The 13060-nt window shown below is 67.3% G+C and carries 13 protein-coding genes; 5 read left to right on the top strand and 8 right to left on the bottom strand.

Features of this window, described 5'->3' with window-relative positions; genetic code table 11:
* The first annotated feature begins 77 nt into the window (after window positions 1–77).
* On the top strand, window positions 78–395 hold the full coding sequence (locus PAM7066_RS05890; protein WP_085853200.1) for an NIPSNAP family protein: 318 nt from the start codon (window positions 78–80) through the stop codon (window positions 393–395).
* Window positions 396–401: 6 nt separating this feature from the next.
* Here PAM7066_RS05890 and PAM7066_RS05885 read toward each other — a convergent pair whose 3' ends face one another.
* Window positions 402–1298, bottom strand: a complete 897-nt coding sequence (locus PAM7066_RS05885; protein ID WP_085853199.1) for a dihydrodipicolinate synthase family protein — start codon at window positions 1296–1298, stop codon at window positions 402–404.
* 75 nt (window positions 1299–1373) lie between these two features.
* On the bottom strand, window positions 1374–2090 hold the full coding sequence (locus PAM7066_RS05880; protein ID WP_175484564.1) for a GntR family transcriptional regulator: 717 nt from the start codon (window positions 2088–2090) through the stop codon (window positions 1374–1376).
* Between the two features lie 245 nt (window positions 2091–2335).
* Between PAM7066_RS05880 and PAM7066_RS05875 the strand changes: the two genes are divergently transcribed.
* From PAM7066_RS05875 to PAM7066_RS05860, 4 genes are read left to right on the top strand one after another with little or no spacing between them, the layout of a single operon-like run.
* Complete coding sequence (locus tag PAM7066_RS05875) at window positions 2336–3238, top strand: 5-dehydro-4-deoxyglucarate dehydratase (protein WP_370738081.1); 903 nt, start codon at window positions 2336–2338, stop codon at window positions 3236–3238.
* 2 nt (window positions 3239–3240) lie between these two features.
* Window positions 3241–4197 carry a 2-hydroxyacid dehydrogenase gene (locus tag PAM7066_RS05870; RefSeq protein WP_085853196.1) on the top strand — a complete coding sequence of 319 codons (957 nt, stop codon included), beginning with the start codon at window positions 3241–3243 and terminating at the stop codon, window positions 4195–4197.
* A gap of 48 nt (window positions 4198–4245) precedes the next feature.
* Window positions 4246–5901 (top strand): thiamine pyrophosphate-dependent enzyme, encoded by a 1656-nt coding sequence (locus PAM7066_RS05865; RefSeq protein WP_217639916.1) that lies wholly within the window; start codon window positions 4246–4248, stop codon window positions 5899–5901.
* Window positions 5902–5904: 3 nt separating this feature from the next.
* A complete protein-coding gene (locus PAM7066_RS05860; protein WP_085853194.1) occupies window positions 5905–6897 on the top strand; it encodes an aldo/keto reductase in 993 nt (330 codons plus the stop codon).
* A 67-nt stretch (window positions 6898–6964) separates the two neighbouring features.
* On the opposite strand, the gene PAM7066_RS05855 is transcribed toward PAM7066_RS05860, so the two are convergent.
* The 6 genes from PAM7066_RS05855 to PAM7066_RS05830 are packed head-to-tail and all read right to left on the bottom strand — an operon-like array spanning window position 6965 to window position 12985.
* A complete protein-coding gene (locus PAM7066_RS05855; RefSeq protein ID WP_085853193.1) occupies window positions 6965–8032 on the bottom strand; it encodes an ABC transporter ATP-binding protein in 1068 nt (355 codons plus the stop codon).
* Between the two features lie 3 nt (window positions 8033–8035).
* Complete coding sequence (locus tag PAM7066_RS05850; protein ID WP_085853192.1) at window positions 8036–8878, bottom strand: carbohydrate ABC transporter permease; 843 nt, start codon at window positions 8876–8878, stop codon at window positions 8036–8038.
* A complete protein-coding gene (locus PAM7066_RS05845) occupies window positions 8878–9816 on the bottom strand; it encodes a carbohydrate ABC transporter permease (protein WP_245749583.1) in 939 nt (312 codons plus the stop codon). Before PAM7066_RS05845 ends, PAM7066_RS05850 begins: the two co-directional genes overlap by 1 nt.
* Window positions 9813–11063: an ABC transporter substrate-binding protein gene (locus PAM7066_RS05840; RefSeq protein WP_085853191.1), complete on the bottom strand. Its 1251-nt coding sequence runs from the start codon at window positions 11061–11063 to the stop codon at window positions 9813–9815. The genes PAM7066_RS05845 and PAM7066_RS05840 overlap by 4 nt, the downstream gene beginning before the upstream one ends.
* Window positions 11064–11120: 57 nt before the next feature.
* Window positions 11121–12281, bottom strand: coding sequence for an aminotransferase class I/II-fold pyridoxal phosphate-dependent enzyme (locus PAM7066_RS05835; protein WP_085853190.1), 1161 nt, complete (start codon window positions 12279–12281; stop codon window positions 11121–11123).
* Window positions 12278–12985 (bottom strand): FadR/GntR family transcriptional regulator, encoded by a 708-nt coding sequence (locus tag PAM7066_RS05830; protein ID WP_090928727.1) that lies wholly within the window; start codon window positions 12983–12985, stop codon window positions 12278–12280. The genes PAM7066_RS05835 and PAM7066_RS05830 overlap by 4 nt, the downstream gene beginning before the upstream one ends.
* Window positions 12986–13060: the final 75 nt, after the last annotated feature.

Here is a 13060-nt window from a genome sequence, read left to right as displayed (position 1 = left end):
CGAAGCGGCTGGCAAGCTATCATGTGAGAGCCCTGCGACGCGCAGCCTCAGCGGCCTGATAAGGAAAGAGAAATAGAATGATCTACGACCACAGGACCTATGTCTGCCGACCCGGAACCATCGGGAAGCACATGAAGCTTTACGCCGATCACGGCTGGACGATTCAGCGCAAGCACCTCGGCGACCCGGTGGTCTACGGCGCGGTCGAGACCGGCGACGTCAACTCGTACGTCCATATCTGGCGCTTCGAGGATGCCGCTGACCGCGCGCGCAAGCGTGCGGCCATGAAGGACGATCCCGATTGGCAGGCCTACCTCGCCAAGAGCGCCGAGGCCGGATACCTCGTGCGGCAGGAGAACAAGATCCTCACCCCCGCGCCCTTCTTCAAAGGCTGACCGACCTCATTCCGGCAGGTCCATATGCGCCACGATCGCGTCGAGTTCGGCGATGTCGTGCTCGTCCAGCCTGCCGCCAGGCGCCCGCATCGCCGCCGAGGCCAGTGCGCCCCGGCGGCGCATGCTCTCCTTGCGGAGCGCGATCCCGAGCGTGCCCTGCGCCTCGTGCTTCAGAAGCGGAAGGTAGCGGTTGAAGAGCGCATGCGCGGCGGCCACGTCGCCTTCCTCGCGCATCAGCCGGTCCACGCCCGACAGCATTTCGGGGTACGAGAATCCCGCCATCGGGCCGTCCGCCCCCCGCGCAAGTTCCTGCGGCAGATAAAGGCCGTTGTTGCCCGTCAGGATCCGGACGTGCCGGGGCAGGGCGCAACGCAGTGCTGCGACCTTGCGCGCGCTTGGCAGGTCCTCTTCCTTTACCACGCCGATCTGCGGGAACGCCTCGACGAGCCGCGCCATGGCCGGGACGGACATCTGCACCCCGGACGCCGCCGGGAAATCCTGCAGCACCGTCGGCACGTCTCCGATCCGCTCGAACACGGTGTCGAAGTAGGACAGCAGCGCCTCGTCGGTGCGGGCGCTGGCGGCGGGTGCGATCATCACGCCCCGCGCGCCTTCTGCCATGACCTGTGCCGCGACATCGGCGAGGATCGCGAGGTTGGGGGAAGAGACACCTGCGAAGATCGCGCGCCCGCCGCTCGCCGCCACGAAAGAGGCTGCGACGGCCACGGCCTCGTCCGGGGCAAGCGTCTGCGCCTCGCCGCTGACGCCCAGAACGGTCAGGCCGCGCGCACCGTGTCGATAGTAGAACTCGGACAGCGTGGCGATGCTGTCATGGTCGACCGCTCCGTCGGGGTGAAACGGAGTCTGGGCGACGACGTGAAGGCCTTGGGTTGTCTCGGGCATGACTTCTCCTTCCGCGCGACGGGGGCCGCACGCTTTTCGTGTTTCGGTCGACGTCGGATCGAGCGGCGGGACCGCTCAGGCGAAATAATCCTCGTGTGCCTCGCGATATTCGTCGACCCAGTCGGGGGACTTGCGCAGGTGGCCGCGGATTGCCGCAAGAGCGCCCGCGACGTCACGCGCCTCGATGGCGGAAACGATCTCCAAGTGCCCGTCGAGGATCGCCCGGATCTTCCGGGGCGAGTGGCGCTGAAGCCGCCGCACCCGGTCGAGATGCCCTGCGCGCGAGCGGATCAGGTCATGCAGCGCGATCTGCCCGGCCCCGTCGAACAGGGTGCGGTGGAACAGCTCGTCCAGCTCCTGGAACAGCCTCAGGCGCTCGTCGTCATTCTGGATGGATTTCTGCAATTCGATGATCGAGCGCGCGCGTTCGACGGCCTTGGGGGCGCCATCGGTCGCCAGGCGGCGCACGACCTCGGTTTCGAGCGCACGGCGCAGGAAGTGCCCCTCGTGGACCAGCGCGGTGTCGATCCGCGTCACCTGCGTGCGGGACTGGGGATAGATCTTCACGAGACCGTCGGCCTCGAGCCGCTGCAGCGCGTCGCGCAGGGGTGTGACGCTGACGTCGAACTGCCGCGCAAGCTCGGCGCGCAGCAGGTTCGTCCCGGGCGGCAGGTCGAGCGACAGGATGCGCTGGCGCAATTCGTCATGGATATGCGTCGCTGCGGACGGGCGGCCCTGCGGAGCGGCGTCACGCCGTCCAAGCTCCAGAGCCGCCTTGAGCGAAATATCCATTCGTGTCGCCTTCCGCCTTGGATGTCCCTGCGCCGCCATCGCGCGCGCGGGCCCCATACTTCCACGGTTGACCATTAGAATAAACTGAAATATTAGTGCATATCAATAGCCTGTCCTCGGACGTCGCGCGATTGCGGGGGACCCCTTCCTTCGGCTCCCGCCTGCCACGAGAACATGATCAAGGCGCTGCTGTCAGGCGAACCGTCCTGTCGGCCCGCATCCACCAAACGAGGAGAGCGGCGATGATTGCCCCTTCGGACCTGCGCGAGATCATCCGGCACGGCCTTCTGTCCTTTCCGGTCACGCCCTTCGACGCCCAAGACCGCTTCGCGCCCGACCCCTTCAAGGCGCATCTCGACTGGCTGTCCGCCTATGACGTCGCGGGCCTGATCGTCGCTGGCGGAACCGGCGAGATGTTCTCGCTCACGCCGGCCGAGATCGTCGACGTCGTGCGCGCCGCGCGCGAAGTGTCCGGCGACGCGCCAGTGATTGCCGGGTGCGGCTACGGCACACGCGTCGCCTGCGATCTTGCGCGCGAGATCGAGGCGGCGGGCGGCGACGGCATCCTTCTGTTGCCCCACTACCTGACCGAGGCGCCGCAGCGTGGCGTCGCGGATCGCATCCGCGCGGTCTGCAAGGCGACCGACATGGGCGTCATCGTCTACAACCGCGGTCAGGCCCGCATCAGTGCCGAGACCTTGGAACAGCTGGCCGACGAGTGCCCGAACCTGATCGGGTTCAAGGACGGAACCGGCGACATCGACACCGTGCGCCGCGTCACCATCCGGCTTGGCGACAGGCTGTCCTATATCGGCGGGATGCCGACCCACGAGCTTTTCGCGCAGGCCTATCGCGGGGCAGGCATGCCGACCTACTCCTCTGCCGTGTTCAACTTCGTGCCCGAGACGGCGCTTGCCTTCCACAAGGCGTTCGTTGACGGCGACGAGGCGGGCTGCGAAACTCTGCTGCGCGAGTTCTACTACCCGTTCGCCGAGATCCGGGACCGCTGCGCAGGCTATGCGGTTTCGGCAGTGAAGGCCGGGGTGCGGCTGCGCGGTTTCGACGCCGGCCCGGTCCGCGCGCCGCTGACCGACCTGACGGAGGAAGAGGTCGAGATGATGCGCAACCTGATCGAGGGGCGCGGCTGACGATGTCCGGACCCGTGGTTGCAGTGCTCGAACCCGCGAGCGACGAGATGCGCGCGCGGATGGAAACGCTGTGCCCCGATTTCGACCTGCGCTTCGCGGCAAGCGGCGATCCTGCCGATTTCGCCGAAGCGCTGGGCGAGGCGCGGTACGCGGTCACGCGCGGCCTGCGCTTCCCGGCCGCGGCGCTCGATGACGCGCCGAAGCTCGAGTTGATCCACCAGTGGGGCACGGGGACCGACGGAATCCCGATCGAGGCCGCCCGGTTGCGCGGCATCACCATCGCCCGCAGCCCCGGTGTCAACGCGCCCACGGTCGCCGAGGCGACGGTCGCGTTGATGCTCGCCACGCTCAGGCGTCTGCCGCAGGTCCATGCCTCGCTGCGCTCGGGACAATGGGAACAGCCGGACCTGTGGCGTGAGGCGCGCGATCTGGGTTCGCTGACGGTGGGGCTTGTCGGCATGGGCGCCATCGGCACAGAGGTGGCCAAGCGCCTCGACGGCTTCGGGTGCGCGGTCATCTATACCCGCGCCTCCGGCCCGATGGCCGACTGCGCCCTGCGGTTTGCTCCCCTGGACGCGCTCGTTGCCGAGTGCGACGTGATCTCGCTGCACCTGCCGCTTACCGACACCACGCGCGCAATGATCGACGCCGATGCGCTGGCGTCCATGAAACAAGGCGCCGTCCTCATCAACACGTCCCGTGGCGGCCTCGTGCACGAGGCTGCGCTGGTGGCTGCGCTGGTTTCGGGTCATCTTTCGGGCGCCGGGCTCGACGTTTTTTCCAGCGAGCCGGTTTCGGCCGACAATCCACTCCTGTCGATGCCGCAGGTGGTGACGCTGCCACATGTCGCGGGCCGGACCTTGGACAATTTCGACCGGATGGTATCGCACTGGGCCGACAATATCCGCGCCCATGCCGCAGGCCGCCAGATCGCACCGGAATGCCTCGTGTCGGCCTGAGTGCCAATGAACAATGTTAGGAGAGGGACCGCCATGGATGGATCGCAGATGAAGACGAGAACCGGCGGACAGGTGCTGGTGGACCAGCTTCTGCTGCATGGGGCCGACTGCGCCTACTGTGTGCCGGGCGAAAGCTATCTCGAGGTGCTGGACGCGCTGCATGACGTGCGCGACCGCTTCACCCTCTACAATGCGCGGCACGAAGCCGGTGCGGCGGACATGGCCGAGGCCTACGGCAAGCTCACCGGGCGGCCCGGCATCTGCATGGTCACCCGCGGCCCCGGAGCATGCCAGGCCGCCGTGGGCGTCCATATCGCGTATCAGGACTCGACGCCGATGATCCTGCTGGTGGGGCAGGTCGGTCGTGGCACCATGGACCGCGAAAGCTTCCAGGAGATCGACTACCGCCAGATGTTCGGCCCCGTCGCCAAGTGGGCCGCGCAGATCGACGACGCGGCGCGCGTGCCCGAATACATGGCGCGCGCCTTTCGCGTCGCAACGTCCGGGCGGCCGGGTCCGGTGGTGCTGGCCCTGCCCGAGGACATGCTGACGGATGCCGTGGAGGTGGCCGACGCGCAACCCTATGCGCCCACACAGGCCGCACTGTCCGAAGCGCAGGCGGATGCCGTGATCGCAGCGCTCGAAGGGGCCGAGCGTCCGCTGATCCTTGCAGGCGGCCCCGGCTGGACCGACGAAGGCGCCGAGGCCCTGCGTCACTTCGCCGAAGCCAACGACCTGCCTATCGCGACATCCTTCCGCCGTCAGGACGTGATCGACAATCGCTCGGACGTCTACGTGGGCGATTTCGGCACCGGCGTTGCCCCGAGCCTCGTCAAGCGCCTCGCCGAGGTCGATACGCTGCTGGTCATCGGCGCCCGGCTGGGCGAGATCACCACCAAGACCTACGCCACGCTGTCGGTCCCGACCCCCGCGCAGCGCGTGATCCACATTCACTGCGATCCCGACGAGATCGGGCGGGTCTACAGCCCCCATCTGGGCATTGCGTCCGGTGCCACCGAGGCCGCTCTGGCGCTTGCCGAGCGCAAGGTCGCGACCGGCGCCTCTTCCGATTGGCGGCGGACGCTGCGCGACGAGTATCTCGCCGACAGCGAGCCGCCGCCGCACGACTACCCGCTCGACATGGGGCAGGCGATGGCGGACGTGCGGGACCTTCTGCCCGAGGATTGCGTCGTCACGCTCGACGCGGGCAACCACACCGGCTGGGCGCAACGCTTCCTTCGCTTCGGGCGGCCGGGGCGGCAGATCGGTTCGACCTGCGGGTCCATGGGCTATGCCGTTCCCGCCGCGGTCGCGGCCTCGCTGCAGAACCCTGAGCGGCAGGCGATCGCCTTCGTCGGCGACGGCGGCTTCCAGATGAGCGGCGCCGAGCTGTCCACAGCGGTCCAGCATGGCGGGCGGCCGATCGTCCTGCTGTTCAATAACCGGACATATGGCACGATCCGCATGCACCAGGAGCGGGATCACCCGCGCCGCGTCTCGGGAACCGACATCGTGAACCCGGATTTCGGCCTGCTCGCGCAGGGCTACGGAGCGGCTTACGCTCAGGTGACCGAGACCGCCCAATTCCGCCCCGCGCTCGAGGCCGCTTTCGCACATGACGGGCCGACATTGATCGAACTGGTGACCGACCCCGAGCGCATTTCCACGCGCACGACCGTCGCCAAGTTGCGCGGAGAGGGCTGAGCCATGAAGACACGCAAACTGGGCGCACAGGGGCCGAAGGTTTCGGCCGTCGGTCTGGGCGCCATGAACATCTCGGGCTTCTACGGGCCCGCCACGCAGGACGAGGCCTTCGCGCTTTTCGACAGGGCCCGAGAGCTTGGGGTCGACCATCTCGATACCTCCAACGTCTACGGGAAGGGGCATTCCGAAGAGACGATCGGGCGCTATTTCAAGGACAGGGGGGCCGTGTTCCGCCTCGCCACCAAGGCGGGCATCTGCACGGATCCCGACACCGGCGCGCGCTATTTCGACAACAGCGCCGAACATCTCACCGCCTCGCTCGACGCCAGCCTCGCGCGCCTCGGCGTGGAGTGTGTCGACCTTTTCTACGTCCATAGGCGGGAGGCCGACCGCCCCATCGAAGAGGTGACGGAGACGCTTGCCGGCCTCGTGCGCGCCGGCAAGACCCGTGCTTTCGGGTATTCCGAGATCGCGCCCGCCTCGCTCAGGCGCGCCGCTGCGATCCACCCGGTTGCCGCGGTGCAGTCCGAATACTCCCTTGCCACCCGCGCACCCGATCTGGGCCTCGTCCAGACCTGTGCGGCACTGGGTACGGCGCTGGTGGCCTTCAGCCCGGTGGGTCGGGGCCTCTTGACCGACACGCCGCCCGACCAGGCGCGGGCCGACGCGTCGGCGTTCCTCAAGGTCAACCCGCGCTTCGTGGCGCCGAACCTTGCAGCCAACCTGACGGCGACCGACCGGCTTCGTGAGCTCGCAGCCGAGATGGGCCTGCCTGCCGCCTCGCTTGCGATCGCATGGCTTCTCGCGCAGGGCGACCATGTCCTGCCGATCCCCGGCACGCGCAACCCGGACCACCTGGCCGAGGCCGTGCGCGGTGCCGAACTCGACCTCGACGCCGAGGATCTTGCCCGGATCGAGGACGCGCTGCCCGTGGGGTGGGCGCATGGCGACCGCTACAATCAGGCGCAATGGATCGGGCCGGAAAGCTTCAGCTGAGGCGCTTCGGAGTGCCGCCGCGGGACTACTTCTCGCCCGGACCTGCCATGCAGAAGCTGGTCCCGCTTCAGCCTTGGACGGGAGCCGCTGCATTGGGGGTGATGCGCGCTCCTTCCTGGTCGAACAGATGAAGCTTCTCGCGATCGAAGATCAGGCCGCAGCGTTCGCCGGAGCGCAGGTCGACGTTGCCATGCGCCCGGACCAGCAGAGGCCCCAGATGCGCGGCCTCGGTGTAGATGTTGGTGTCCGAGCCCAGCCGCTCGATCACCTGCGCCTCGACGGTGATGTCGCCTTGCCCGGCCGGAACGATGCGCAAGTGCTCGGGTCGCATGCCGAGATGTCGGGCGCCGCCGGTGCCGGCGATCCGGGCGCCGCTGTCCAGCTTCAAGCCGCCCTCGGGCGGCAGTTCGAGCACGTTCATCGTCGGAGAGCCGATGAACTGCGCCACGAAGCGGTTCGCGGGCGCCTCGTAGAGCTCCAGCGGCGTGCCGATCTGCTGGATTTCCCCGGCGTTCAGAACGACGATCCGGTCGGCGAGGGTCATCGCCTCTACCTGGTCATGGGTAACGTAGACCATGGTCGTGCCCAGCCGCTGGTGCAGCCGCGCGATCTCGAGCCGCATCTCCACCCGCAGGGCCGCGTCGAGGTTCGATAGCGGTTCGTCGAAGAGGAAGGCCTTGGGATCGCGCACGATGGCCCGCCCCATGGCGACCCGTTGCCGCTGTCCGCCCGACAGCGCCTTGGGAAAGCGGTCGAGGTAGGGCTCCAGTCCCAGCGTCCGGGCGGCCCTGGTCACCGGGCCCTTGCGCTCGGCGGCCGGTTTGCGGCGGATCTCCATGGAGAAGCCCATGTTCCGATCGACGGCCATGTGCGGGTAGAGCGCGTAGGATTGGAACACCATGGCGATGTCGCGGTCCCGCGGCGGCACGTCGTTCATCTGCTTGCCGCCGATCAGGAAGTCGCCGCCGCTGATCGGCTCCAGTCCGGCGATCATGCGCAGCAACGTCGATTTCCCGCAGCCCGACGGCCCGACCAGCACGACGAATTCGCCGTCCTCGATCTTCAGGTCGATGTCGTGCAGCACGTCGATGCGGCCGTAGCTCTTGCGGACGTCGCGCAGTTCCAGTTCGGCCATGGCTTATCCTTTCACGGCGCCAGAGGTGAGCCCCTGGACCAGGTATCTCTGGATGAAGAGGAAGAAGAGGCAGGACGGGATCAGCGCCAGCACGCCGGCCGCCATCATCTGTCCCCAATCGACCGAGAACTTGCTCACGAAGGTCAGAAGCCCGACCGGAAAGGTCATGGCGTCGGTCTTGCTGACCAGCATCAGCGCGAACAACAGCTCGGACCATGCCGCGGTGAAGACGAAGCCCAGCGTCGCCGCGAGGCCCGGCAGCGTCAGCGGCAGGATCACCTTGCGCAGCGCCTGGAAGCGGGTGCATCCGTCCATCATCGCGGCCTCCTCGAGGTCCTTCGGGATGCCGTCGAAGAAGCTCTGCATGAGGAAGGTCGCGAAGGGGATGTTGAAGGCGGTGTAGACGATGATCAGGCTCCAGAGCGAATTCAGCAGCCCGACCGCGGCAACGATCTTGTAGATCGGCGCGATGATCATCAGCAGCGGGAACATCTGGGTCAGCAGCATCAGCGCCACGACCCAGCGCTTTCCGCGGAACACGAAGCGCGAGAAGGCATAGCCCGCCGCCGCCGCGATCAGGGAGGTGGCCGCCGCCGTGCTCAGCGACACGATCACCGAGTTGCGGAAGTAGTCCAGGAAGTCCGAGGCGAAGATGACCGACCGGAAGTTCTCCAGCGTCAGCGCCGACGGCCAGAGCGCGGTGCCGTCCGTATAGATCAGCGCGTCTGGCGTCAGCGCGATCTTGAACAGCCAGTAGAGCGGGAACAGCGCGAAGGCGACGTAGAAGGCCACCGCGAGATACTTGCCGACGACGAGGGCGGGGTGAGGGCGAGAGATCGAAGCCATCAGAACCTCACCAGCTTCGAGCGGACGAAGAGCAGGATCGCCGCGTAGGCCATCAGCACCGCCAGAAGCGCGACGGCGATGGCCGAGGCATAGCCGAAGTCGAGGCGGCGGAAGGCGGTCGTGAAGATGTACGAGGACAGGATCTGCGTGGAATTGGCCGGCCCGCCGCCGGTCATCACGTAGATCAGGTCGGCGAAATTGGCGATCCAGATCGCCCGCAGCATCACCGTGATCGCAATCATCGGCCCGAGGAAGGGCAGGGTGATCTTTGTGAAGCTCTGCCAGCGCGACGCCCCGTCGATCTCGGCGGCCTCGTAGAGCTCACCTGGAATCGATTGCAGCGCGGCCAGCAGCGTGATCGCGAAGAAGGGCACGCCGTACCAGACATTGGCGAGGATCGGGCCCCACATCGCCGTGTCGGGGTTGCTGAGGATGTTGTAGGGCTCGTCCAGCAGGCCCATGGCAGCCCACCAGTGGGGCAGGGGGCCGATGACCGGGTTCAGAAGCCAGGACCATGTCAGCGCGATGAGGAAGGTCGGCACCGCCCAGGGCAGGAAGACCAGCGCCTGCACCACGCGCTTGCCGTGGAAGGGCTGCGAAAGCAGCAGCGCGAGCCCGAGACCCAGCAGGAATTGAAGGCTGACCGAGCCGAAGGTCCACCAGAAGGTGTTGACCGTCGCCACCCAGAACTTGGGATCATCGCCAAGGGCAGCGAAATTCTCGAGCCCGACGAAGCCCGTGTCGAACGGGTTGAGCAGGTTGATCGACTGGACCGAGTACGAGATGCCGATGGCCAGCGGCACCAGCATGACGATGCAGATCAGCAGCATCGCCGGCGACAGGTAGAGCCAGGGCTCCACCGCGTATCGCAGGTAGGCCCGGCCGAAGCGTGTCCGGGGCATCCCGGGCACGCTCTTGGGTTCGTAGACCTCGGTCACTGGTTCTCTTGCCAGGCCGCGTATTGCTCGGTCAGGAACTCGGCCCACTGGTCGGCCATCTCCTGCGCCGTGATCTCGCCCAGCAACGCCTGCTGCGAGGTCTCGAGCGCGATGGAGTCTGCGAAGTAGCCGAACTGCTCGAGATAGGCGGGCATGGTGATCGGCTCGTAGGCGGGGTCGTTGAGCTCGGTGAACCAGCCCTTGAACTGCTCGGACTGGTAGTAGGGGTCCCGGTCCGCGCCTTCATGGATCGGGATGACGCCCACGCGTTTCGCCCATGTCTCGTTGGACTCAGGCTTGGAAAGATGCGCGATGAGCGACCAAGCCTCGTCCGGATGCTCCGTGGAGTCGAACGCGGCCCAGCCGGCGTAGCCGATGGTCGGGAACGCCTTGCCGTCCGGGCCCTTGGGCATCGGCGCCACGGCGAAGCTGTCTGCATCCATGCGCTCGGACACTGCGATCAGCGCGTCCGGGTCCTGGTCGAGGAAGGCGCAGGTGCCGGAATAGAAGCCGGCCACGATCTCGTTGAAGCCCCACGACACGGAATCCCGCGGCGCAAGGCCATCCTGGTACATGTCGATCAGGAACTGCAGACCCTCGACGGCTTCGGGCGAGTTGATGGTGCTCTGGCCGTTCTCGTCGAAGAACGCGGAGTCGCCGCGCATCGCCGCCGCCATCATCATCCAGGCGTTCAGGCCGCCCGGTCCGCCGCGCAGGCAGTAGCCGGACTTGCCGTCAAGCTCCGACACCGCCGCGGCGGCTTCGCGGAACTCCTCCATCGTCTCGGGCGGGCCGTCGATGCCGGCCTCTTCGAGCAGGTCCTTGTTGTAGAACATGGCCCGCAGGTAGAAGCCGTAGGGGATCTCCTTCAGCGAACCGTCGGAGGTTGCAGAGCCCATGTCGGTCGTGGCCTGGGTCAGCGTGTCCGCATGCTCCCACCCCTCCACGTGCGGCGCGAGATCCATCAGCCGCTGCCCGTAGAGCGCCAGCCAGCGGTCGGGCATCTCGACCACGTCGGGGATGTCACCGCCCGCGACCATGGTGGCGAACTTCTCGAAGGCCTGGCCCCAGGGAAGCGAGACGATCTCGACGGTGTTGCCGGTTTCCTCCTCCCAGGCGGAGGTAAGGCTTTCCAGCGTTTCGGTGCGCTCGGGGCTGGTGATGACCTCGACGAGGGTGAGGTCCGCGGCTTGTGTGCCGCCTGCCGCTAGCAGGGCGAGCGCCGTGGCGCAGGTCAATCGTTTCATCGTGTTGTCTCCCTGTTGGTTGATCTTGTCGGTCGGACGGCCCTCTTGATTGGGGCCTTATGCAGTTGCCGTGTCGAGCGCGCGCTCGATGTCGCGCCAGAGGTCTTCCACGTCCTCGAGCCCCAGCGAGAGCCGTACGAGCCGCTCGGGCACGCCGAAATGCTGGGCGGAGTTCTTCGGCCCCGCCTGCTTCAGGGTGATCGCGGCGGGAACCACGAGGCTTTCGAAGCCACCCCAGCTGACCCCGAGGCGGAAATGTTTCAGCGCATCCGCGAAGCGCGGGATGTCCACGGCATCGGTGAACTCGACCGACATGAGCCCCGAGCGTCCAGTCAGGCCGGGGACGCTGTTCGGCCCGGGCGAGCGGACCTTCGCAACCTCAGATCGGGACGACAGGCGGTCGACGAAGATGTCGGCGGTGCGCTGATGCTCGCGCATCCGCGCGGGCAGGGTGCGCAGGCCGCGCACCAGCAGCCAGGCCTCGAACGGGGCGAGCTTGGCCCCGAAGAGCGGCAGCGTCAGGCCGCGCAGCTTCGCGATGATCTCGTCGGACGAGATCACGACCCCGGCGACGGTGTCGGAATGGCCCGAGATGTATTTCGAGGCCGAGTGCAGGACCACGTCGATGCCCTGTTCCAGCGGCCGCTGGAAGACCGGGGTCGCCCAGCTGTTGTCGATCACCGTCAACACGCCGTGGCGCCGCGCATGTTCGGCCGTCGCTCCCAGGTCGGTCACCTCCATCATCGAAGAGTTCGGGCTTTCGAGATAGGCGAGCGTCACCCCATCCAGCAGTTCGGGGTTTTCGGCGAAGGCGCGGGGGGCGTGATAGGTGATCTCCACGCCCCAGGGGCGCAGCACCTGCTCGAACAGGCGGAAGGCGTCGGGATAGACGTGCTCCACGCAGGCGACGCGGTCGCCGGGCTTGAGCAGCGCGAACAGCGTCGACGAGATGGCGCCCATGCCGGACGCGAAGCCCACGGCCGCCGCACCCCCCTCGAGCCGCGCCATCGCCGTCTCGAACGCCGCCACGGTCGGGTTCTGGACGCGGGTGTAGAGCGCCCGGTCGCTGTGGCCGGCCATGCGCGCCTCGAACGAGGCGAAGTCGTCGAAGGTGAAGAGCGAGGTCTGGAACAGCGGCGGCGTGACCGATCCCTCCGGTCCGCCATGGGGCTGGGACAGCCAGGTCTCCATGGCCAGCGCCTCGTCGCTCTGCGTCATCTGCTCTTGTCCTTCATGATCTGTCTTGCGGCGATCTCGGTTTCCTCGAGGATCTCCTGCATCAGTCCCGCGGCCACGGCGTCGCGCCCCTCGACCACCGCCTCGGCCAGCGGCCTGTGGCGCGGCACCGTCGCGTGGCCCAGCTGCGGCTCGCCGAAGGGCGCCTCGTAGACCTCGGCGAAGGCGCGCTGCAGCTGGGTGATGATCTGGCCAAACAGCGGGTTGCCGCTGGCCTCGTGGATCGCGGCGTGGAAGCGGTGATCGGCCGCGCGCCAGTCGTCGCCGCTGTCGTAGGCCTGCATCAGGTCGAGCATCCGGCCGGTGATCGCGTGCCGGTCGCGTTCCGTGGCGTTGCGCGCGGCGAGCCGGACCGCCTCGATCTCGAGCGGGCGGCGCACGGCAAGGGTGCGCAGCAGGCTCTCGGCCTCGAGGCTGACCGAAAGCGGCAGCTGCATCGAGCGTCCCGAGATCTCGGCGGCCAGCACGGTGCCCGCACCCTTGTTGCGGCTCACGATCCCCATGTCCTGCCACGATCGCAGCGCCTCACGCACGGTCGAGCGGCCGACCCCCAGTGTCCGGGCCAGCTCCATCTCGGGGGGAAGCCGATCGCCGATGCCGAGCTGCCGCGCCTCGATCATCCCCAAGAGCGCATCCAGCACATCGCGTTGTTTGGTCGTGACATGAGGCGAGGCGAGCTGGTTCATGCAGTCGAGGCTGCGGCGGATTGTCGGACATAGTCAAGGGTTATGTCGGACATAGCGGACAAGGCTGCCGCCATG

The sequence above is a fragment of the Palleronia marisminoris genome (assembly GCF_900172315.1).
In the GTDB taxonomy this organism is placed as follows: domain Bacteria; phylum Pseudomonadota; class Alphaproteobacteria; order Rhodobacterales; family Rhodobacteraceae; genus Palleronia; species Palleronia marisminoris.
Note: the sequence above shows the minus strand (reverse complement) of the source record. Positions and strands in the feature narration are given on the sequence as shown.